This window comes from Acidovorax sp. SRB_14 (genome assembly GCF_012932145.1).
Taxonomy (GTDB): Bacteria; Pseudomonadota; Gammaproteobacteria; order Burkholderiales; family Burkholderiaceae_C; genus Simplicispira.
The window spans coordinates 48,630-70,693 of record NZ_MWOK01000007.1 but is presented as its reverse complement, the minus strand read 5'-3'; the positions used below and the strand labels follow the sequence as shown (position 1 = coordinate 70,693).

The 22,064-nt window shown below is 64.9% G+C and carries 20 protein-coding genes; 8 read left to right on the top strand and 12 right to left on the bottom strand.

What is annotated here, in order from left to right; genetic code table 11:
* Nucleotides 1–12: 12 nt before the first annotated feature.
* From B2J86_RS07550 to B2J86_RS07530, 5 genes are all read right to left on the bottom strand, one after another.
* Entirely contained in the window at nucleotides 13–483 is a 471-nt protein-coding gene (locus tag B2J86_RS07550) for an ATP-binding protein (protein WP_169167359.1), read from the bottom strand.
* Entirely contained in the window at nucleotides 480–1,937 is a 1,458-nt protein-coding gene (locus tag B2J86_RS07545) for an ATP-binding protein (protein WP_173025119.1), read from the bottom strand. Before B2J86_RS07545 ends, B2J86_RS07550 begins: the two co-directional genes overlap by 4 nt.
* Entirely contained in the window at nucleotides 1,934–2,293 is a 360-nt protein-coding gene (locus tag B2J86_RS07540; RefSeq protein ID WP_169167357.1) for a response regulator, read from the bottom strand. Before B2J86_RS07540 ends, B2J86_RS07545 begins: the two co-directional genes overlap by 4 nt.
* Before the next feature lies 1 nt (nucleotide 2,294).
* Nucleotides 2,295–3,683 carry an ATP-binding protein gene (locus tag B2J86_RS07535; protein ID WP_169167356.1) on the bottom strand — a complete coding sequence of 463 codons (1,389 nt, stop codon included), beginning with the start codon at nucleotides 3,681–3,683 and terminating at the stop codon, nucleotides 2,295–2,297.
* A 605-nt stretch (nucleotides 3,684–4,288) separates the two neighbouring features.
* On the bottom strand, nucleotides 4,289–5,278 hold the full coding sequence (locus B2J86_RS07530; protein WP_173025118.1) for a tripartite tricarboxylate transporter substrate binding protein: 990 nt from the start codon (nucleotides 5,276–5,278) through the stop codon (nucleotides 4,289–4,291).
* A gap of 101 nt (nucleotides 5,279–5,379) precedes the next feature.
* Here B2J86_RS07530 and B2J86_RS07525 point away from each other — a divergent pair, with 101 nt between their 5' ends.
* The 3 genes from B2J86_RS07525 to B2J86_RS07515 all read left to right on the top strand — a co-directional run bounded on the left by B2J86_RS07525 (nucleotide 5,380) and on the right by B2J86_RS07515 (nucleotide 9,128).
* Nucleotides 5,380–6,471: a LacI family DNA-binding transcriptional regulator gene (locus B2J86_RS07525; protein ID WP_216842319.1), complete on the top strand. Its 1,092-nt coding sequence runs from the start codon at nucleotides 5,380–5,382 to the stop codon at nucleotides 6,469–6,471.
* Nucleotides 6,472–6,564: 93 nt separating this feature from the next.
* Nucleotides 6,565–7,152: a 2'-5' RNA ligase family protein gene (locus tag B2J86_RS07520; RefSeq protein ID WP_173025116.1), complete on the top strand. Its 588-nt coding sequence runs from the start codon at nucleotides 6,565–6,567 to the stop codon at nucleotides 7,150–7,152.
* A 290-nt stretch (nucleotides 7,153–7,442) separates the two neighbouring features.
* Nucleotides 7,443–9,128 carry a long-chain fatty acid--CoA ligase gene (locus B2J86_RS07515; protein WP_173025115.1) on the top strand — a complete coding sequence of 562 codons (1,686 nt, stop codon included), beginning with the start codon at nucleotides 7,443–7,445 and terminating at the stop codon, nucleotides 9,126–9,128.
* A 181-nt stretch (nucleotides 9,129–9,309) separates the two neighbouring features.
* Here B2J86_RS07515 and B2J86_RS18370 read toward each other — a convergent pair whose 3' ends face one another.
* From B2J86_RS18370 to B2J86_RS07480, 7 genes are all read right to left on the bottom strand, one after another.
* Nucleotides 9,310–10,770, bottom strand: coding sequence for an ABC transporter permease (locus tag B2J86_RS18370; protein ID WP_371736262.1), 1,461 nt, complete (start codon nucleotides 10,768–10,770; stop codon nucleotides 9,310–9,312).
* Nucleotides 10,771–10,835: 65 nt separating this feature from the next.
* Nucleotides 10,836–11,678, bottom strand: coding sequence for a formate dehydrogenase accessory sulfurtransferase FdhD (locus B2J86_RS07505; RefSeq protein WP_169167350.1), 843 nt, complete (start codon nucleotides 11,676–11,678; stop codon nucleotides 10,836–10,838).
* 83 nt (nucleotides 11,679–11,761) lie between these two features.
* Entirely contained in the window at nucleotides 11,762–12,142 is a 381-nt protein-coding gene (locus B2J86_RS07500) for a hypothetical protein (RefSeq protein WP_169633690.1), read from the bottom strand.
* Nucleotides 12,143–12,173: 31 nt separating this feature from the next.
* Nucleotides 12,174–13,337, bottom strand: a complete 1,164-nt coding sequence (locus B2J86_RS07495) for a formate dehydrogenase subunit gamma (RefSeq protein WP_371736261.1) — start codon at nucleotides 13,335–13,337, stop codon at nucleotides 12,174–12,176.
* A gap of 22 nt (nucleotides 13,338–13,359) precedes the next feature.
* Nucleotides 13,360–13,605, bottom strand: a complete 246-nt coding sequence (locus tag B2J86_RS07490; protein WP_169633689.1) for a hypothetical protein — start codon at nucleotides 13,603–13,605, stop codon at nucleotides 13,360–13,362.
* Nucleotides 13,602–14,198: a formate dehydrogenase FDH3 subunit beta gene (gene fdh3B, locus B2J86_RS07485; protein WP_169167346.1), complete on the bottom strand. Its 597-nt coding sequence runs from the start codon at nucleotides 14,196–14,198 to the stop codon at nucleotides 13,602–13,604. The genes B2J86_RS07490 and fdh3B overlap by 4 nt, the downstream gene beginning before the upstream one ends.
* An 11-nt stretch (nucleotides 14,199–14,209) precedes the next feature.
* Nucleotides 14,210–17,185: a formate dehydrogenase subunit alpha gene (locus B2J86_RS07480; RefSeq protein WP_169633688.1), complete on the bottom strand. Its 2,976-nt coding sequence runs from the start codon at nucleotides 17,183–17,185 to the stop codon at nucleotides 14,210–14,212.
* 436 nt (nucleotides 17,186–17,621) lie between these two features.
* On the opposite strand from B2J86_RS07480, the gene B2J86_RS07475 reads away from it, so the two are divergent.
* The 5 genes from B2J86_RS07475 to mobA are packed head-to-tail and all read left to right on the top strand — an operon-like array spanning nucleotide 17,622 to nucleotide 22,062.
* Nucleotides 17,622–18,086 (top strand): DUF3305 domain-containing protein, encoded by a 465-nt coding sequence (locus tag B2J86_RS07475; protein WP_169167343.1) that lies wholly within the window; start codon nucleotides 17,622–17,624, stop codon nucleotides 18,084–18,086.
* A 5-nt stretch (nucleotides 18,087–18,091) separates the two neighbouring features.
* The gene (locus tag B2J86_RS07470; RefSeq protein WP_173025113.1) at nucleotides 18,092–18,760 is read left to right on the top strand and encodes a DUF3306 domain-containing protein; all 669 of its coding nucleotides are present in this window, start codon (nucleotides 18,092–18,094) and stop codon (nucleotides 18,758–18,760) included.
* Nucleotides 18,666–20,837, top strand: coding sequence for a 4Fe-4S binding protein (locus B2J86_RS07465; RefSeq protein WP_169167341.1), 2,172 nt, complete (start codon nucleotides 18,666–18,668; stop codon nucleotides 20,835–20,837). The genes B2J86_RS07470 and B2J86_RS07465 overlap by 95 nt, the downstream gene beginning before the upstream one ends.
* Nucleotides 20,834–21,439, top strand: a complete 606-nt coding sequence (locus B2J86_RS07460) for a molecular chaperone TorD family protein (protein WP_169167340.1) — start codon at nucleotides 20,834–20,836, stop codon at nucleotides 21,437–21,439. The genes B2J86_RS07465 and B2J86_RS07460 overlap by 4 nt, the downstream gene beginning before the upstream one ends.
* Before the next feature lie 11 nt (nucleotides 21,440–21,450).
* Nucleotides 21,451–22,062, top strand: coding sequence for a molybdenum cofactor guanylyltransferase MobA (mobA, locus tag B2J86_RS07455; RefSeq protein ID WP_169167339.1), 612 nt, complete (start codon nucleotides 21,451–21,453; stop codon nucleotides 22,060–22,062).
* The last annotated feature ends 2 nt before the right edge of the window (nucleotides 22,063–22,064 follow it).

The window sequence follows — 22,064 nt, the reverse complement described above, 5'->3', positions numbered from 1 at the left end:
TTGCTCCAGGGGTCAGTGGGGTGCGGGTGGCCCCAGATATTTTTCGATGGTGAAAACGTTGCCGCGCAGGGGGTGGCGCTGGTAGTGCTGGCGGTTCGAGAGTTGGCGGATCAGGTGCACACCCAAGCCGCCCAGCGTACGCGCCTCGATGGCAGCGTTGGCGTCCACCGGTTCGACCGACAGCGGGTCGAACGGCCGGCCCAGGTCCTCCAGCGTCAACACGATGCGGCGTGGACCGCCCCGGTGCACGATCCTGATCTCCAGCGTCAGCGGGCCGCTTTGGCCTGCGGGGTAGGCGTAGTGCATGACATTGACGCAGGCCTCTTCGACGATCAACTGCAGGTCGTGGCACGCCGGCTCGCCGATTCCCTCGCGACGGCACATCGTGGCCACCAGGGCCTGCAACGCCGGCAGGCTGGCGAGATCGGCGCCACACGCGATGCGATCGATCGCGCCAGCGGGTGGGGAGCGCTGGGCCGTCATGCGCTGCGCTCCGGGGGTATGCCTGGCGCCGCCCGGAGTGCCTCTTCTGGGGACGTACCGAGCTGCCGCAAACGGACCGGCTGGGGCAGCCAGACGGTGAAGCATGAGCCCGCGCCGGGTGTACTGGCCACGCCGATGTCTCCGCCCATCAGGCGGCACAGGCGGCGGCTGATCGCCAATCCCAGGCCGCTGCCGCCAAAGGCCCGGGTGGTGCCCTCATCGGCCTGCAGAAAGGGCTGAAACAGCCGGCCGATCTCGTCGGGGCTCAGGCCTATGCCGGTGTCTTCGACGTCGAAACGCACCTCCGGCACGCCGGGTTGCCGCTCGCGCATGGACGCGCGCAGCTGCACGCTCCCCTGGGCCGTGAACTTGGCCGCGTTGGACACCAGCGCGATCAGCACCTGCCGCAGGCGCAGCGCATCCCCATGGACCAGCGCCAGACCCGGCTGCACGTCGACCTGCATGCGATTTCCGTTGGCGGTCAGCAGCGGCTGCGCGGCGGCTTCGATGGACGACAGCAGACCGCGCAGGTCGCAGTCCTCGAGGTGGAGCTGGACCTTGTGAGCGTCCAGCCGGGTCAGGTCCAGCACGGCGTTGATCATCGACAGCAAATCCTTTGCCGCATGCTGGATGTGGCCCAGGTCCGTGCGGGCTTCGGGGGAGGCGCAGTCTGCCAGTTCTTCTTCGAGCAGTTCGGCATAGCCGAGCACGGCATTGAGCGGCGTTCGCAGCTCATGGCTCATATTCGCCAGAAAGGCGCTTTTGGCCTTGTTGGCCAGTTCCGCCTCCTGTCGCGCCTGTTCGAGGTGCACGGTCTGGGCCTCGATCTCGCGATTGCGCTCCTGCAAGGCCGCACGCGTCCTCGCGGTGCGCAGCGATTCGGCGTAGATCGCATGGCCGAAGAGCGACAGGTAGAGCGCCGCGGCCACGGCCGACAACGCAATGGTCAGCAACGAGGTGTCGGGACGGACCTCGAAGCCTGTCGCGGCGGCACCCGTTGCAAGGCCCATCCCCGTGGCGATCAGGCCACGCAACGCATGGCGACCGCCGCCGGAGCCGAGGTTCGATGCATGCATGGCGCCCCCCAGCGCGACGATGATCCAGAGATTGAGGCCCGAGAGCCCGCCGTAGATTCCTATCAGGAAAGAGTCGATCAGCAAGGCGCGCATCTCGCTGCGCCGGCTGTCAACGGCACGACAGCTCAGCCAGTACGCGACATGCGGCCACGTCAGCATGACCAACCCCGCCCACCACAGCGCGGGTGGCGGCTGCGTGGTGAAGACCGAGCCGAGCAGCAGGCCAGCGGCCACATGGGCGCCAATGCGCACCGGGTAATTCACGCGCACCCCGCCGTACAGGCGCCGTGGCGTGGCCGAGCCTCCGTTGGCCGTGTGCGGTGCACCGGGCACAGGGTCGACGCCCGTCGCCGCACGCATGCGGGGCAGCGCTGTCATAGCAGGCTCTCGATCTTCGCCAGCAAGCGCTCGAATTCGATCGGCTTGGTGTCGAAGTCGTCGCAGCCTGCATCCAGGGCGCGCTGGCGGTCCCCTTCCATGGCATGCGCGGTGAGAGCGATCACCGGGATTTCGCACAAGTCCGGGTTCGCCTTCAGGCGGCGCGTGGCCTCCCAGCCGTCCATGAACGGCAGGCTCATGTCCATCAGGATCAGCGCGGGGATGGCGCTCGCCGCAGCGCTCAGGGCCTGGGGGCCGTCGAAGGCCATCACCACCTCGTAGCCGCGCCGCCGCAGCCGCCGCGACAGCATGTCCCGGTTGAGATCGTTGTCTTCGACCAGCAGGATCTTGGGCATGTCAGTCCACGGCTGCGTGTTCGGCGAGGGGCAACTGCGCGAGCACCGCCGCGCGAAACTGGCTGCCCTTGCCCCACGTGCTGATGGCCGTCACGTCGCCGCCCAGCAGGCGACACAGACGGCGGCTAATGGCCAATCCCAGGCCCGTACCGCCATACTTTCGCGTGGTCTCGGCGTCAGCCTGCACGAAGGGTTGGAAAAGCCGGCCCAGCTGGGAGGGGGTCATGCCGATACCGGTGTCCGTGACCTCGAACACCACCATGGGGCGACCGCCCGCGTCGATTCCGGCAGTGGTTTCGATCGAAATGCTGCCATCGCTGGTGAACTTCGACGCGTTCGATACCAGGTTGATCAGCACCTGGCGCAGCTTCGTCAAGTCGGACTGCACCGGGTCCAGGCCCTGCGCGCAATGCACCTGCAGGCGGTTGCGGTTGACGGCAAGAAGGGGCTGGGTGGTCGAGACCACCTGGTCCAGCAGTTCGGCCAGTTGAAAAGACTCGACATGCAATTCGATCTTGCCCGCTTCAATTTTCGAGAGGTCGAGCACATCGTTGATCATTTGCAGCAGATGCCGCGCCGCCCCCTTGATGCGGCCCAGGTCGGCGAGTGCGGTGCCCGGTTCGCCGCGCTCCGCGAAGTCTTCCTCCAGCATCTCGGTATAGCCGATGACGGCATTGAGCGGCGTGCGCAGTTCATGGCTCATGTTGGCCAGGAAGGCGCTCTTGGTGAGGTTGGCGGCCTCTGCCAGCTCACGGGCCCGCTCGGCAAGCACACGGGCCTGTTCGAGATCCGCCTTCTGTTGCTCGATGACCTGGTTGCGCGCGTGGACTTCGCGCTTGGCGCCAATGGCTTGGCGCGTCTGGAAGTGAGACGCCAGGCCGAACCCGGTCGTGTAGGCAATGACAGCGAGCGCCGTCATGGCGTGTGCCAGCGGTGGGACCGGCAACACGTCGAACCCGGCATGGAGTCCCGTGACCAGGATCCCGAGCAGGAAGCACGCGACGCCGATCCAGCCCTGGCGCCGCCCGCCGATGCTCAGGTTGGCGGCGTTGATGGCGGTGAAGGACACCACGCCGATCCACAGATCGAGGCCGGTCAGCAGCGTGAACGCGCCCAGCAGGAAGGAGTCGATCAGCAAGTTCCGCTGCTCGGCGGCTTTGCTGTCGCGTGCACGGTTCGCCACCAGATACGCCAGATGCGGCCACAGCAAGGCAATGCCGCAGATCAGCACCACGGTGCCCACGTGCAGGGCCCGCAACTGCAGCACCGAGAGTGCCACTGCGCCAAAGAACCCTTGCCCCAACACGCGCAGACCGTAGTCCAGGCGCACGGTCGGGTGGACACGGCGCGGCGACTCGGGGGATGGAAGGCTTTGCACGGCGGTATTCATGGCAGGGCTGTGTGCAGATCCGTGGGGTGGCGCACGTCACACCCCGAGGTTGCCGCCCGGGACCTGTGTTCTGACGATGTGGGCGCGGCCGCTGCGGTCACTCGGTCCGCGCTTGCCGCGCCCGCGCACGGTCTCCGCCCTGGCCACCCAGGCCCCGGTGGCGGGCTCCAGAGACGGTGCTGGCGGATGTTCATGGCGCAAATTCCTCGGGAGGGACGCGAGCAGGACTTTCCCCTGCGAGAGCAATTCCAGGACAGGGGTGAAACCATTGTAATACGTATTACTTCAGGTGGTTCTGTTTGTTGTGTCCAGGGCGCAGCGCGGATCCGTCTGCCGTGGGCGTTGGATTGGCTTGCCGCTGCATAGGGCTCGGCCACTGCATGCGTGCCCCAGGGCGACATTGCATGCTACTTTTTCAATAGCTGAATGCGCTTGACCCTTAAGCGTTTCAGGCATTTTTCTTTCAAAACGTGCAGCGCTGCCGCCCGGGCCGCGCTGCACCAAGCGTGCATTGGCCTGCGGGCCGGCCTGGTGGTGCACGGCTGAGCGCAGTGCGGCGCCCAGAAATCGAGAAGCACGGGGGCCGGCCGAAGCCGGCTCGCCGACTAGATGGGCTCGATGCGCGCGGCTTTTGCGAGTGCCTGCAGCTTCACGGCGTCTGCGGCATAGAAGCGCGCGGCGTCGGCCAGGGACATCGGAGACGGAACGGCACCCCCGGCGGCATCGATGGCCTTGCGCACGTCCGCATCGCTGAGCGCTTCGGTGACGACCTGGTGCAACCGCACACTGGCGCTTTCGCCTATCGCGGCGGAGGCCAGCAGACCGACCCAGATGCTCGGGCGACCGACGGCGGGCGCCGATCTGCTTTCGTCGAAGGTCGCGGCAGCGGGGAAGCGCGCGAGCCGCTGTGCGGACGAGACACCGAGCACCTTCATCCTGCCGCCGGCGACCATGCTTCCGAGCAAGGCGTCCACGGGTAGCATCGTGAAGTCGATGGTGCCGCCCTGAAGGTGGGTCAACAGGGGCACGCCGCCGCGGTAGGGGACGTGCGTGGCCTGGATGCCGGTGGCGGACAGCAACGTTTCCGTCACGAGGTGGAACAACGAGCCTTGCCCGGTGCTGCCGTAGCTCAGGGGCTTGCCGCCACGTTGGCGCGCCAGTTCCACGAGTTCGTCGAGGTTGTTCGCGGGCAAGTCGCTGCGCGCATACAGCGCCAGCGGGGAATCGTTGACCAAGCTCAAGAGCTGGAAGTCCGTGGACCGGTAGCGGACAGCGCGCAAGGTGAGCGGCGCGAGCACGGTCTCGGAGGGAGATCCGACCAGGAGCGTGGAGCCGTCGGGCACGGCTGCCAGCAAGCGGCTGGCGGCGATGGAGCCGCTCGCGCCGGTGACGTTCTCCAGCACCACGGTGCGCCCGAGCCCCCGGCCCAGTGCTGGAGCAACGGCGCGCGCGAATGCATCGGTCACGCCGCCAGCGGGTTGCGCCACAAGAAGGGTGAGCTGGCGGGCGCGGGTCTGGGCGAGAAGGCCGGGGGCCGCCGCGAGGGCTGCTGCGCCCAGGCCCGACAGGGAGAGTGCGCGGCGCGAGATGTTCATGGCGGAATCCTCTGCTCGGGGCATCGTCCAGACCGGTACGTCTCCCGGAGCCAAGCCAGGGAGCGCGCAATAATAATGCGTATTATGGATATCAGGACACCATGAAGAAAGCGACGTTCCGCGAACCTGCGCCCGCTGGCGCCCGCCCCTCGGCGGCATTCGCCAGCCAAGCTAAGGCGCCTGTGATGGCCTTGCGGCGGCCTACACAGCGCGACATCGCCGTTGCCACGGGCCTGTCGCAAACCGCCGTGTCCCTGGTGCTCAACCGGGTCGAGCCATCGACGGTGGCGGCGGAGGCGCGCGAACGCATACTGCAGACCGCCCAACGGCTCGGTTATGTGCCCAACCGCATGGCCCGGAGTCTTCAGTCTGCGCGCACGCGCACGCTGGCCTGCATCGTCCCGGACATCACGAACCCGACCTATCCGGCGCTGGTGCGGGGGTTCCAGTCCGCCGCCGATGCGGCCGGGTACGACACCATGATCTTCGACACCGACGGCGCGCCCGAGCGCGAGCACCGGGCGTTGCAATGGCTGTCGCAAGGGCACGTGGACGGCGTGATGGCGGTGTTCTTTCACATCGGCGAAGCCGAACTGCTCAAGGCCGTGCGCGGACGCATTGCCGTGGTTCAGCTGGAAAGCCAGGCGCACCGGCCGTCCCGCGACATCGACAAGATCTACATCGACAACGCGGCGGCGGCGCAGGCCATGGCGCAGGCCCTGATCGGCAAAGGGCACGAGCGCATCGCCATGCTGTCCTGCCCGATGGGCCCGGGCGCGGAGCGCCAACGCGGCTTTCATGCAGCGATGCAGCGGGCGGGGCTGCCGACCTGCATCGTTGCCGCCGAGGACTTCACCCAAGCGGCGGGCGAACGCGCCCTCGCAGCCGAACTGGCGGGCCGCTTCGATGTCAGCGCCGTGTTCGCGGCCAATGACCTCTTGGCCATCGGCGCCATCGCAGCGCTGCGCGCGGCGGGGCGGCGCGTTCCCGACGACGTCGCGGTGGCCGGCTTCGACGACATTCCCGCCGCGCAAGTGATGCACCCTGCGTTGACCACGGTGGGCCGTTCCGAACAGGCGATCGGCCGCTTTGCCGCCGGGTTGCTGATCGCGCGGCTGGACGGCCCCGACGCAGACCAGCCGGGCCGCAGCTTTGAATTGCCGTTCCAGCTGGTCCTGCGCGATTCGGCCTGACTTGCGCGCATGCCTCGGGTGCGGTCGTTCCGCGGGCGCGCAAGGCGGTGGTCGCAGTAGAGTCGGCAGGCCGCAAGCCCCGGAGGCCGATCCATGCCCTTTGAACCCTCTCCGCCGGGCAGCGCCCCGGACGCACTGCGCAGCCACAGGGTCTTTTTTGCGCTATTGCCCGATGCCCGGGCCGCAGCGCAGGCCGCGCAGTTGGCCGAGCAGCTGTGCCGCAGCCATGGCCTGAAGGTCCCCTGGCGGGCGCGTGCCGAGCGCCTGCATCTGACATTGCTCTGGCTGGGCGCCCATGCCGCGTTTCCGGCGCGCACGGCGGACCGTGCCGTGGAGGTGGCAGAGCGTGTGCACCTGCCGGCCTTTCGCGTCTGCCTGGACCGGGCGCAAAGTTTTTCCGGGCGCAAGGCGCTGCCTTGGGTGTTGCTCGGAAGCGACGCGAGCGTTGCCGGCGTGGTGGCCTTGCACCAGGCGCTGCTCGCGGCCTTGCACGACGATCTCTCCGAGGGGCCGGAACCGGCGTTCACCCCGCACATGACCGTGCTGCGCGCACCGCAGGCGCTGGCCGAGCAGGCCATCGCCCCGCTGGCGTGGACCGTGCGCGAGTTTGTCCTGCTCTACAACTTCGTCGGCTCGCGCGGGCCCTATACCGTGCTGGGGCGCTGGCCCTTGCAGAGGTGATGCGCTTGCGGCAGCAGGCGTGATTCAAAAAAGATAGCTGATAGCGCTTGATGGATAAGGGCTAGAGGCCGTTTTGACTGTTAATTCTGCTGCGTGGCGGGCGCATGCGCCGAAGGGTAGGGCACCGCGCGCGGCAGCGGCTGCCCGGCTGTCGCACCGGGTGCAGACTGCACGCACAGCCCGGGTGAAAAGCGTGCCGCGCCGCTGAGCTTCACGCGACAGCGGAATGGGAGAAACCCGCGCCGCAGCGCGGGAGGGCAGGGCTAGACTTTGGCGCAAAGGAGTCGTCCATGCGCCCGCATTACCAGTTCTGGCCCCGCCGCCTGCCCCAGGCCATCACGCCGCCCGCCACCTCGCTGTGGGACAACCTGGCGGTCAGCGCGCTGCGCTATCCGGACAAGCCGGCGTTGGCGTTCTTCGGCGAGACCCTGGCTTACCGGGCGCTCGCCGACGGCGCACAGCGCATGGCGGCCTGTCTGCATTCCCTGGGCGTGCGGCGCGGCGACCGCGTGCTGCTGTGCATGCAGAACTGTCCGCAGCTGGTGCTGGCGCATTTCGCCATCCTGCGCGCCAATGCCGTGGTGGTGCCGGTCAACCCCATGAACCGGGCTGAAGAGCTCAAGCACTACATCACCGACCCCGATGCCAGGGTCGCCATCACCACCGCCGACCTGGCGCCGGAACTCGCGCGCGCCAGCAATGCGCTGGCGCCGGGGCAGCGCCTGGCGCACCTGGTGGTCACACAGTTCACCGACGCCTTCGATGCGGCCGCTGCGGGCGGCGATGCACCGCCCCCGGCCTGGCACGAGTGGCTGTGCACGGTGCACGCGCTGCCTGCGCTCGACGGCGGACAGGTGCACCGCTGGGCCGATGCGCTCGCATGCGGCCAAGCGCCACCGCCCCTGGAAGTGGGGCCCGAAGACCTGGCGCTGCTGCCCTATACCAGCGGCACCACCGGCCTGCCCAAGGGCTGCATGCATCCGCACCGCAGCATCATGCACAACGCCGTGGCCGGCAGCCTGTGGGGCACCGGCTCGCCCGAAACCGTGGCGCTGGCCGTGGTGCCGATGTTCCACATCACGGGCATGGTGAGCGTGATGCACACCGCCATCTACCTGGGCGCCACGCTGGTGGTCATGCCGCGCTGGGACCGCGAACTGGCGGGGCGCCTCATTTCGCGCTGGCGCGTGACCAGCTGGACCAACATCCCCACCATGGTGATCGACCTGCTGGGCAGTCCGAACTTCGCCCGATACGACCTCTCCAGCCTGGTCTACATCGGCGGCGGCGGTGCGGCCATGCCCCAGGCGGTCGCGCAGCGCTTGTTGGAGCAGTACGGGTTGCAGTACGCCGAGGGCTATGGCCTGACGGAAACCGCCGCTCCCTCGCATTCGAACCCGCCCGACCGCCCCAAACAGCAGTGCCTGGGCATTCCCTTCATGGGCACGGACGCGCGCGTGGTCGACACCGAGACGCTGCAGGAGCTGCCCGTGGGCGAGCAGGGCGAAATCGTCGTGCGCGGGCCGGAAGTGTTCGAGGGCTACTGGAAGCAGCCCCAGGCCACGGCGGCGGCGTTCATGGAGCTTGAGGGACAGCGCTTCTTTCGCACCGGCGACCTCGGGCATATGGACGCAGAGGGCTACTTCTTCCTCACCGACCGGCTCAAGCGCATGATCAACGCCTCGGGTTTCAAGGTCTGGCCGGCGGAGGTCGAGGCCCTGATGTTCCGCCACCCGGCCATCCAGGAAGCCTGCGTCATCGGCACGCGCGACAGCTACCGCGGCGAAAGCGTGAAGGCCGTGGTGGTACTGCGCACCAGCCACGCCGACACCAGCGAGCAGCAGATCATCGACTGGTGCCGCGAACACATGGCGGTCTACAAGGTGCCGCGCAGCGTGCAGTTCGTCACGGCGCTGCCAAAGAGTGGCAGCGGCAAGGTGATGTGGCGCGCGCTGCAGGAATCTGAAAATCCATAAACACCACGGATTCGATGCCATCTGCGGGACAGCAACTGGCCGATTGTTTGGCGCGGGCATGAAAATGTCGATGCACCATTGGGATGGCACGTCAACACCAAAATGGTCCGAATGCGCGCCTGCCAATGGGCTCACGCCCTGGGCTTCGAGCCTGCACGGCATGCAACGGCGCACTTCACCATCACCGCCAGCCGAGTTCGCCTTGAAGAAACTGGGCGGCCTCAGGAGGCAGGTCCTCGCTATGGAAGAATGCCGCCACCGAGCGCTGCACAATAAGCCGCCCTCCTTGAAGGTAAGCCACGCGCGTTGCCAAGCGTTTGGCCTGGCCCAGGTTGTGCGTGCTCATCACAATCGTGACACCGCTGGCGGCCACTTCTTCGATCAACAGTTCGATTTCGCTTTTTGCGCTCGGGTCCAGGCTGGCGGTAGGTTCGTCCAGAAACAAGATGTCCGGTGACAGCGCCCAGGCGCGCGCAATTCCCAGGCGCTGCTGCTGGCCACCCGAGAGCGTACGTGCATGCCGAGCAGCGTGCTCCAATAAGCCCACACGCGCCAGCGCCCGGTGGCATCGCTCACGGCGTTCAGCTCCGGGCACCCCCGCCAGCCACAGGCCGACCCAAACATTGCGCCAGACCGAGAGGCTCAGCAGAAAGGGCCGTTGAAACAACATGGAGGCGCGCGAGACATGGCCTTCGGGGCGCAGCGGCAGGCGCTCATAGCGGCCTTCGCAAGGCAGCAAGCCGTGCAGCAGCCGCAGCAGCGTGGTTTTGCCCGAGCCGTTGGCTCCGACCAGGACCAGGCGCTCACCTCGTGTGAGCGTCAGTGAGACCTCGTGCAGTGCGACCACATTGCCGAAGCGCACGGTGGCACGCTCGATCACCACCAGGGGTGTCGCCTCCGCCGCAGATGGAGGCGCGCTGGCCGGTTGAGCAAGCGCCAAGGGGGTGTTGGTCAGCGGATTGCCCACCCGCGGGCGGGAGGCCAACCAGTGCAGCAGCCCAATTGCGCCGTTGACTGCGGCCACCACGGCCAGCAGCACGAAGCCCAGTGCGAGCGCCAATGCAAGGTCCCCTTTGCTGGTCTCAAGCGCGATGGTGGTGGTCATCACGCGTGTCACGCCAGCGATATTTCCACCCACGATCATCACGGCGCCCACTTCGGCGATGGCTCGGGCGAAGGCCGTGAGCAGCACCGTGGCCACGCCCATGCGGTCATGCACCAGCATCAACAAGGCGGCGGTGAGTGGGCGGGCGCCCAGCGACTGCAACTGGCTCCCTCCATCGTTCAGGGCTGCGAGCACGAGTCGGCGCGACAGGGCTGCAATCAAGGGGGTAACAAGTACGCTCTGTGCGACCACCATGGCGGACGGAGTGAACAAAATGCCCAACTCTCCCAACGGCCCGGAGCGCGAGAGCAGCAGGTACACAAACAGGCCTACCACCACGGCTGGCAAGGCCAGCAGGGTGTTGACGAGCCATACGATCAGGGCATGGCCGGGAAAACGTGCCGCCGCAAGCCAAGCACCTAGCAACAGGCCGATCGAGGCGCCTACAACGCACGCCGTAGCGCTGACCTGCAGCGAGAGCGATGCGATGTGCACCAGTTCGGGTTCGGCATGGGCAATGAGCTGCCAGGCCAACACCCAACTTTCAGACATGGTGTTCATGGGGAGCTGATTTTCATCAAGACCGTTGGCGGTCGTCCAATTCAGCTCGAGATGGCGTGATCCGAATTCGCTTCAGGTGAAGGCTCCGGTTCCGCATCAAAGCGCTCGAAGCCCGTGTAGCAGAAAAAGTGTCGATTCGCTGCGCGCCCAAAGAGGGTCATGCCCAGACGGGTTGCGAGGTCATGGCCCATGGCGGAGACGCCGTTCCGAGAGACGACAATGGGCACACCCATCTGAGCCGCCTTGATGACCATCTCGCTCGTGAGCCGTCCGGTGGTGAAAAAGACCTTGTCGGTGCCGCTCACGCCGTGCATGAGCATCCATCCGGCAATGGTGTCGACGGCGTTGTGTCGCCCGACGTCTTCAACGAAGACCAGCATCCGTGAGCCTTCGAAGAGTGCGCAGCCATGGACTGATCCCGCGCGACGGTGCACGGTGTCACGCTGTCGCAGGCTGTCAAGCAGCTTGTAGAGTTGGCCCTGCGTGATGCGGGCGGCGCGTGCGTCGGGCAGACGGATATGGCCGAGCGCGTCCATGGCCTCGCCAAACACGGTGCCCTGGCCGCAGCCGGTCGTGACGATGCGGTGCGCGGTGCGACCCTGCAGATCGGTGATGCCCCCACGGGTGGTGATGGCTGCGGCATCGACTTCCCAGTCCACGCTGACAGCAATGACATCCTCTAACCGGTCTATCAAGCGCTGGTTGAGCAGGTAGCCCAGCACCAGCAATTCGGGACGCGCACCCAACGTCATCAGCGTAACGAGTTCGCGCTTGTCGACGAAGACCGTGAGCGGACGTTCAACGGGTATCTGAATGCTCCGCCGCACGCCGTGGTGATCCAGGATCTCGATGTCGCGCAGCAGAGCTGCGCTGGCATGGGTCATGCGCGGCGCGTGGGGCAGGGGCGGGTAGGCGCGAAGGTCGGCTTCAAAACCGAGCGCGCTTGCAGGTCCGGAAAGCTGTGGAATCAGGGCTTCGTTCCTGCTGCAGGTTGTGTGGTGCTGGGCGGCGTGGAAGCGGTTTGCGGTGGTGAATGCGCACCGGATGCTTCGATCGGCTTTGGCTCAGCCGGTGTGTAGCTGAAAGGGCCTGGGTCGGTGCAGGGGGGGGTGGCCACCGGCTGAACCGAGTGGCCGGCGGCCCTGGCACGATCCAGGTAGGTAGCGGCCACGCGATCCATGGATTGACAAAGCTTGTAGTTGGCGACCTTGTCACTCCATGCGGTTTTCGCAGCAGCCTCATCCGCCTTCGCCTTTGCCTCGTCGGACACTGGAGGCAGCTTGGCATTGGCGGTGCTTGCGCTCAGTGCCGACAGGGCAATAGCCAGCAGGGTGATCTGGAATCTCATGTGGCGTCTCCGTGTGCAATGGCGCGGCGCCTTATGCCTTGCGCGGCTGCGTTCGTGGCTCTGGGGAAGGCGATGCGCTCGAGCGTTGAGCTGGAATCTTTCCTGCCTGGATGTCCTCGTACCACAGTTCGTGGTGCTCCCTGGCCCAGCCTTCGCTGACATAGCCGGTGCGCATGGCGCGGTAGGCGCCGCGCATGCCGAGTGTGCCCAGGTAGATATGTCCAAAAATGATGCACAGCATCAGAACGGCAGCAACGGCATGAAACATGTGAGCGGCTTGCATCTGTCCCCGTGTGTAAAGCATGTTCGGAATCAGGTGGTTCAGCACCAAACCCGAGGCCACGACGGTGAGGCCCAGCACGAAGGCACCGATCCAGAATACACCTTTCTCGCCTGCGTTAAATCGGTGCGACGGAACTTCCTCGCCCGTGAACAGGCCTCCGCCTTTTTTGATCCACAGCCAATCCCAGGCGCGAGGAATGTTGTCCTGAAGGAACGTGAGAATGATGACAAGCAGCGACACTGCAAACAGCGGACCGACGAAATTGTGCAGCGTCTTCAGTCCATACGTGAGCGCTCCAAAGATGTCATGGCCCATCCATGGCAACAGCAGAATCTTGCCGAAGGCCATGACCACACCGGAGATGCCGAGAAGCACGAAGGCAATCGCGTTGAGCCAGTGTGCAGCACGTTCAAAGGACGTGAAGCGCTCGATCCTTCCTCTGCTTTCAGGGTGTTCATGGCCTACAGCGCCACGCCTGAAGTAAAAAAGGGCGATGGCCACCAGCACGATCAGCATGAGCGAGCCCCCGTAGGGAATGATCACGCGATTGCGTACCTGGCGCCACGCTTCGCCAGCGTTGGTGTGGTCAGAGGCGGGATAAGTCACGAAACGCTGAATCAGCACGCCTTTTTCGACGCCGGGGAGGTTGGTCACACCCTCGACTTCACCGGATTGACGAACACTGCGCCAGAAGGGCGCATTGTTGCCCGGTTGCGATTTCGCTCGGGCAGCATTGTTTTCATCCGGTTTTGGATCGGCGGGCACCACAAAGTCTGCGGGTGGGCCACTGGCCTTGTCTGCTGTGGAGACAGGCGGCGCTGCAGGTAAAGATGTGGGCGATTGCGCCTGCACCCAGGCACTGGCGATGGTCAGCAGACCCGCAGCCAACCAGCGAGAGAATGCCATATTCATCGTGAGGGCCTCCGCATCAATCTCAAGGCGCCATGCGCACGTACTCGTTCTGGCTACGATTGCGCTGCTTGATCTGCTCTTCCCAGCTGACCTTGTCGCCTGGCGCCCAGCCGGGGACATTGAAGGTCGTCTGGGCTCCGCCGTTCCAGGCTTGGACGTCGGCGGAGCGCGTTCCAGCGGTCTGCGGCTTTTCCCCGCACGCGCTAAGCAGCACAGTCAGTGCCGCGGCGACCACGGTCATTCGGGGAGTCAGCTTAAAGTCTTTCATGACTTGCTCGGCTTTCCGTAGGCCGTACCCCAACCCCAGACTTCGCTGCCCTTGCCACGGTGCAGCACGCGGGTGCGGAAGATGTCGGCCACGACGTCCCCATCGCCGCCGAGCAGGGCCTTGGTTGAGCACATCTCAGCGCAGGCGGGCAGCTTGCCTTCAGCCAGACGGTTGCGACCGTACTTCTCGTTCTCGGCGGCGCTGCCATTGGCCTCGGGGCCGCCGTTGCAGAAGGTGCACTTGTCCATCTTGCCGCGCAAGCCAAAGGTGCCGTTGCTCGGAAACTGAGGTGCGCCGAAGGGGCAGGCATAACTGCAGTAGCCGCAGCCGATGCATACGTCCTTGTCATGCAGCACCACGCCCTCGTCCGTGCGGTAGAAGCAATCCACCGGACACACGGCCATGCAGGGCGCATCGCTGCAGTGCATGCAAGCCACCGAGATGCTCTTTTCGCCCGGCTCGCCGTCTCCCAGCGTGACTACACGGCGCCGGTTCACCCCCCAGGGAACATCGTTCTCGGCCTTGCATGCGGTCACGCAGCCGTTGCACTCAATGCAACGCTCGGCGTCGCAGATGAATTTCATTCGCGCCATGGTCAGTCTCCTTATGCAGCCTTCTCGATCTGGCACACGGTGGTCTTGGTTTCCTGCATCATCGTGACGCTGTCGTAGCCGTAGGTGGTGGCGGTGTTCACTGCCTCACCCCGTACGATTGGCTTGGCGCCCTCGGGGTAGTACTGCGCAAGGTCAATGCCGCCCCAACGCCCAGAGAAGTGGAAAGGCAAGAACACGGTGCCCGCGTCGACGCGCTCGGTCACAAGGGCGCGCACTTTCAGGCCCTTGAAATCGGGCACGGCCGCCATGGGGGGGGTCTTCACCCAAACGAACTCACCGTTGCGAATGCCCCGGTCGTTGGCTGCCCTGGGGTTGATTTCGACGAACATCTCCTGCTGAAGCTCGGCGAGCCAAGCGTTGGAACGCGTTTCCTCGCCCCCGCCTTCGTACTCGACCAAGCGGCCGGATGTCATGATCAACGGGAAGGTCTTGCCGATGTCCTTGTTCTTGTCCTGAAGTGACTTGTAGAGGGTCGGCAGGCGCCAAAAGGCCTTTTTGTCCTCGTGCGTGGGGTACTTTTCGACGAGATCAGAGCGCGTGCTATAGATGGGCTCGCGGTGCTGCGGGATCGGGTCGGGGAAGTTCCAGACCACCGCGCGCGCCTTGGCGTTGCCGAACGGATGGCAGCCATGGTTTTTCATGACCACGCGGATGATCGCACCCGTGGGGTCGGTTTTCCAATTCTTGCCTTCGGCGGCTTTTTGCTCGGCTTCGCTGAGTTCAGTCCACCAACCCAGCTTCTTGAGCAGCAGGTGGTCAAACTCTGGATAGCCGGTGGTGAGGTCGGCACCCTTGCTGTGCGATCCATCGGCGGCCAGCAGCGGGACGCCCTCGCGCTCCACGCCAAAGTTGGCGCGGAAGTTGCCGCCGCCGTCCATCACGTGCTGGCTGGTGTCGTACAGGTTGGCCGTGCCTGGGTGCTTCATCTCGGGCGTGCCCCAGCAGGGCCAGGGCAGGCCGAAGTAGTCGCCGTCCAGCGAGTAGCCCGTTGCCTTGTCGATGCCGCCCTTGGCGCGCAGCGTTTTCACGTCGAAGACGTTCATGTTGCGCATGTGCGCCTTGAGCCGCTCGGGGCTCTGGCCGGTGTAGCCAATGGTCCAGACGCACTTGTTCATCTCCCGCAGGATGTCCTCGGGCATGGGCTCGTCCAGGCCTTTCACTTTCTGCATCTTGTAGTTCTTGACAAGTTCCTTGCCGAAGCCCAGCTTCTCGGCCAGTTGGTACATGATCATGTGGTCGCTGCGGCTTTCCCACAGTGGATCGATCACCTTCTCGCGCCACTGCAGCGAGCGGTTGGAGGCCGTTACCGAGCCGCTGGTTTCGAACTGCGTGCTGGCCGGCAGCAGGTAGACCGCGCGATTCGGGTTGAGGTCACCAGTCTTGCCGGGCATGGCGGCCATGGCTGCGGTGGCGCTGGGGAAAGGGTCGATCACGACCAGCAGGTCCAACTTGTCAAGCGCGGTCTTCATCTCCAGGCCGCGCGTTTGCGAGTTGGGCGCGTGGCCCCAGAAGAAGAGGCCGCGCAAGTTGCTGTCCTGGTCGATCAGCTCGTTCTTCTCGAGCACACCATCGATCCAGCGTGACACTGTGATGCCTGGCTTGGTCATCATGCCCGGCGCGTATTGCTGCTTGATCCACTCGGAGTCCACACCCCAGGTGGCCGCGAAGTGCTTGAAGGAACCTTCGCTCAGGCCGTAATAGCCGGGCAGCGAATCGGGGTTCGGGCCCACGTCGGTCGCACCTTGCACGTTATCGTGGCCTCGGAAGATATTGGCGCCGCCGCCCGACACACCAACATTGCCCAGCGCCAGCTGCAGGATGCACGAGGCGCGCACCATTGCGTTGCCGATGGAGTGCTGGGTCTGGCCCATGCACCACACCAGTGTGCTGGGGCGGTTCTCCGCCATGATCTTGGCGACCTTGAAGGTAGTGGCTTCATCGACACCGCAGACTTCCTGGACCTTGTCGGGCGTCCACTTGGCCAGCACTTCTTCGCGTACCTTGTCCATCCCATAGACGCGGTCCTCGATGTACCGCTTGTCTTCCCAGCCGTTCTTGAACACCTGGTAGAGCACGCCAAAGAGGAAGGCAATGTCGGAGCCCGAGCGGATGCGCACGTACTCGTCGGCCTTCGCTGCCGTGCGCGTGAAGCGAGGGTCGACCACTATCATCTTGCAGCCCGTCTCCTTGGCATGCAACATGTGCAACATCGACACCGGGTGCGCCTCAGCGGCGTTGGAGCCGATGTAGAGCGCCGCCTTGGAGTTCTGCATGTCGTTGTAAGAGTTGGTCATCGCCCCATAACCCCACGTGTTCGCGACGCCGGCGACGGTGGTGCTGTGACAGATTCTGGCTTGGTGATCCGTGTTGTTGCTGCCCCAGAAGGACATCCACTTGCGCAGTAGATAAGCCTGTTCGTTGTTGTGCTTGGATGAACCCACCACGAAGACTGAGTCGGGGCCGCTGGCCTTCTTCAGTTCAAGTAGTTTGGCGCTGACTTCTGTAAGGGCCTGGTCCCAGCTGATACGTTCGTATTTGCCATTGACGAGCTTCATCGGGTATTTCAAACGGAACTCGCCATGGCCGTGCTCGCGCAGTGCAGCACCTTTAGCGCAGTGCGCACCCAAGTTGATGGGCGAGTCGAAGACTGGTTCCTGGCGCACCCACACACCGTTTTCGACCACTGCATCCACAGCGCAGCCTACCGAGCAGTGACCGCATACGGTGCGCTTGACCTCGACCTTGCCAGTGCCGGTCTGTGGGGCGGGATCGGCGGCCTCGGCCTTCTTGACGAGCGAAAGCTGCGAGGCAGCGATTCCCGCGCCGACCCCTAGGCCTGAGCGACGCAAGAAGGCCCGGCGATCAATGGTCGGCACCGCATGTGCCAGCCCGCGCGCGAGATGGGAGACCAGGCCCGAGTACACGGGCGTAGCGACGGAAGACGTTTTTTTGCGGCTAAGCAGCATGGCGGACTCCTTGCGCTCAGACCTTGGCGGTCTCGTAATAGCGCTGGACGTGTTCCGTTAGCTGGTAGCCTCCCGAACTGGCGCTGAAAGAGGCTGTGGCAACGGAGGAAATAGGTTTTTGCAGCATTCCAGGAAGTACTGCGGCTGCAGCAACGGTCGCGCCCGCGGCTCCCGCTCCGGCGAAGACAGTGCGGCGTGAAAGAGCGGGCTGGTGCAAATCACGCGGGGGGTTTGGCAGGGACATCGGGCTAACCTCTTTCGCATAGCAACGTATTACTACTGACTTGAGCATATGCCGTGTACCTAAAACCATGCTAAGGGTTAGTACCCATCTTCCGGCCAGCTGTGCGCTGGCTAAACTCGCTGTTCAACATTGACCCTGTGCTCTGCCAAGGTGCATATTCCTACAGTGTTCTCGAACGACATTCCCCCTTCTATGCGCGTCGCTGTACGTATTGACCGTTTGCGGCAACCAACCCGCTGGGAAGATTGGCGCTTCAATATTGCAGAAGTGGTTATTGACGATGGTGGATTCGGTGATGAGCGCCGGGTGCTGCGCGACGATGGTCAGTGCGCACAATGGCTTTTCCCCCATCTGCCCGTGACTCTCCATCGGGATGAAGCGGAGGGCTATTACCTCAACCTCACGTCTGGATCCCCCGTGTGGTTCGTGATGTGGCGCACCGATCATGCGGACCCGTCGCTGGCTTGGCCCGAGATTGTGACCCTGTCATACAACGAAGCGGGACGCTGGCTCGATGCCCAGGAGCGGGTTGACAACTGTCCGCTGGATATAGGTGTGAGGGAGGCCTTGCAAGGCTACGTCGATGCCAACTACCGTCCCGAGCCCAAGAAGCGCAAACGCCCAGCCTCTTTTATAGCGCCCGAAGAGCGGCGCTGAACGCAATGGCAAAAGACGACGGCTTCCTGTCGCGCTGGTCTCAGCGCAAAGTGCAGGCGCGAGTGGGGGAGGCACCCGCGCTCACTGCGGCCGCGGCGCAAGCCCATCCAGCGGAGGCAGAGACGGCGGACGTGCAGGCTCCGGTCGTTCAGCCTTCCGCGCCTAAGCCCGCACCGCCGCCGCCCACGTTGGACGATGTGGCTGCGCTCACCCGCGAGTCTGATTTTACGCGTTTCGTGAAGCCTGAAGTGAGTGGCGAAGTGCGCAATGCCGCGCTCAAGAAACTGTTCAGCGACCCTCACTTCAGTGTGATGGACGGGCTCGATACCTACATCGACGACTACAGCAAACCCGATCCGCTTCCTGCGTCGATGCTGCGGAAAATGGCGCAGGCGGCCTACCTGGGCCTGGTCGAGCCGGAGCCTGGAAAGGCTCACGCGGAAAGATCCGCTTTGCCGCCCGCCCCTGAGTCTGCGCTGGAACTGGCGCAACAGTCCCCCCATGAATGCGCAGCCGACAATGTGTCGGCTGCCATTTCTTCCGCCGAAAGATCTGATGCGGCCGCGATGAAAGTCCACGATGAAGACCCTGATCTGCGATTGCAATCGCACCATGCCCCTGGATCGCCCGGCCCTGATCCGGGTTCTGGCGAAGACCCCAGGGGCCAGTGCTGACGGCGTCGGCGACGTCCATTCCGTTCTCTGCCGGCGCGAGGCGCCTGCCTTTCAGCGTGCCGCGAAGTCGGGTGAGGACCTGCTGGTCGCCTGCACGCAGGAAAGCCGCCTGTTCCTGGAACTGTCCGAACAGACCGAAGGTGCGCCGTCAACGAACGAGCGGCCGATTCGCTTCGTCAACATCCGCGAAACCGGCGGTTGGTCGCGCGACGGCGCGGCATCCACCGCCAAGCTGGCGGCACTGATCGCTGCCGCCCAGTTGCCGCCGCCCGAGCCTGTGGCCACGGTGAGTTACCGTTCGGCTGGTCGGTGCCTGATCATTGGTCCGGGCGCCCGGGCCGAGGGTGCTGCGGCCATGCTGGGCGACAAGCTAAATTTGACACTGCTGATCGATGGTGGCGAGTTGCCGCAGGCCCATGAGCGTGTCGTCATGCGTGGCCGCCTCACGTACCTGACAGGTTGGCTTGGTGCGTTCGAAGCGGGTTGGGAAAGCACCAACCCCATTGATCTGGATCTGTGTACGCGTTGCAATGCCTGCATTGCCGCCTGTCCGGAGGGCGCAATCGACTTCGGTTACCAGGTTGATCTTGGACGATGCAAAGCGCACCGCGACTGTGTGGCTGCCTGCGAAGCGGCAGGCGCGATCGATTTCAATCGCAGTGCTCGCATCGACGAGGGGCAATTCGACCTGGTGCTGGATCTTGGCAGCACACCTGCGTGCGCCATCTACGAACCGCCGCAAGGGTATTTCCACGTGTCTGGCGAAGCCGAGCTTGCGCAAGCTGTCCTCGAATTGCGCGAGATGGTGGGTGAGTTTGAGAAGCCCAAGTTTTTTCATTATGAACAGCGACTTTGCGCACACAGCCGCAACCAGCAAATTGGCTGCTCGGCGTGTATCGATGTCTGCTCCACCCAGGCCATCCGCTCTGACGCGTCTCTCAAGGGAAAAACGGCGGGCCGTGGGCGCGGTGCTGTCGCCCATCCCAAAGCTGGCATTGTTGTTGAGCCCCATCTGTGCATGGGCTGCGGTGCCTGCGGCACGGTGTGCCCGAGCGGGGCGCTGAGCTATGGATATCCCAGGCCTGCCGACCTGGGCAAGCGCGTGCGCACGTTGCTGGGCACGTATGCCGCGGCTGGTGGTCGCGATGCCGCGCTGCTGTTGCACAGCCAGGAGGAGGGAGCGGCCAGCATCAATGCCCTAGGCCGCGCCGCGAGTGCGGGCCGGGCGCATGGCGTGCCGTCGCGTGTGCTGCCGCTGTCCTTGTGGCATAGCGCCAGCGTCGGTCTGGACGTCTGGCTCGCTGCCTTCGCTCAGGGCGCAAACCAGGTTTGGGTGCTGGTCGGTGATTCGGAGGCGCCTCAGTACCTGCAGGCGCTGTCCGAGCAGATGGCGCAAGCGCAGGCGATCTTGCATGGTTTGGGTTACGCAGGGGAGCATTTCCGGCTGATCACCGCCTCCAGCGTGAGCGCTCTGGACGACGCGCTGCGCGCGCCTGCCGCTCAGGGCGTGGCCAAACCCGCTACTTTCGCCGTTCAGTCTGACAAGCGCGGGACTCTCGAACTTGCGCTTGCGCATCTGCTGGATCAGCTGCCCCAGACTTTCATTGCTCCCGATGCGATCGCGCTGCCCGCGCCCGGTGCGCTGTATGGAGGCGTGCGCGTGGATGGCAGCAAGTGCACCTTGTGCCTTTCCTGTGTGGGCGCTTGCCCGTCCAGCGCTCTGGCCGATAACGCCGATCAGCCGCAGCTCAAGTTCATCGAAAAAAACTGCGTGCAGTGCGGCCTGTGCCAGACCACCTGCCCAGAAGATGCGATTCGGCTCGAGCCGCGTCTGCTGCTGGCCGATGGCGGCCGCGCGCGCACCCGCTCGCGGGTGCTACACGAAGCACCGCCGTTCCATTGCGTTCGTTGTGCCAAACCTTTCGGGACGTTGCGCGCTATCGAGAACATGATCACCAAGCTTGCGGGCCACGCAGCCTTCCAGGGCGCGGCTGCCGAGCGCCTGAAAATGTGCTCGGACTGCCGCGTCGTCGACATGTATTCCAATCCCAACGAACAACGCATCACCGATCTGTGAAAACCGAACCTTTCAGCGAAGAGATTGCCCGCGCCGAACTCTATGGCCTGCTGGCGCGTCTGTGGCTGGCACCGCCCGATGCGGCGCTGCTGGACCAATTCCGCGTCGCCGTGACCGAAGCCCCCGAGGCCGGTGGCTATCTGGAGGCCCCATGGCAGGCGCTGGTCGCGCGCATGCGCGAAGCCAGCGTGGAATCGGCCGCGGCCGAATTCGCGGCGCTGTTCCAGGGCGTGGGGAAGCCCGAGGTCTTTCCCTATGCGTCCTTCTTTCTGGCCGGATTCGTCAATGAGAAGCCGCTGGCGCAGTTGCGCACCGATCTGGCAGCGCTGGGCCTGACGCGCGACACGGCGCAGTTCGAGACCGAGGACCACATCGCTTACGTCTTCGAGGTGATGCGCTATCTGATCGCGGGCGATGACGCTGGTGTGAGCAACCTGGAGCAGCAACGTCGCTTCTTCCGCGTCCATGTGCAATCATGGATCGAGCCGTTGTGCCGGGCCGTGGACGAGCAGCCGAGCGCCAGCTTGTGGCGCGACGTCGCGGCGATGACGCGGGCCTTCGTGCAGATCGAGACGCAGGCCTTCGACCTGCTGGAAGCATGAGCAAGAGCACCATGAACACAACGATAAGCACGATTGCACGCGAAGACATCACCGGCTTGGTGCTTGCAGGCGGCCGGGGCACCCGCATGGGCGGGGTGGACAAGGGGCTGCAGAACCATCGCGGCATGCCGCTTGCGCTGCACACACTGCTGCGCCTGCAGCCGCACGTGGGCGCGAGCATGATCAGCGCCAACCGCAACCTGTCGGCCTACGAGGCCATGGGCGTGCCCGTGTGGCCCGATTCCACCGAGGGCTACGCCGGGCCGCTGGCGGGGTTGCTCACCGGACTGGAGCATGCGGAGACCGGCTGGCTGGTCACCGTGCCTTGCGACACGCCTGGTTTTCCCGAGGACTTCGTTGAACGTCTGGCCGCGGCTGCAGCCGAGCAGGGTGCCGACATCGCCATGGTGGCGACGCGCGAGGACGGCCAGCTGCGCCCGCAGCCCGTCTTCTGCCTGTTGCGCACCGACCTGATTGAAAGCCTGGTGGCCTTCCTGCACGCGGGCGAACGCAAGTTCGACAAGTGGACAGCGCAGCATCGCACGCTGGAAGTGCCGTTCGACGACGCAGCCGCGTTCTTCAACGCCAATACGCTGGACGAGTTGCACCAACTGCAGCGTTGAGC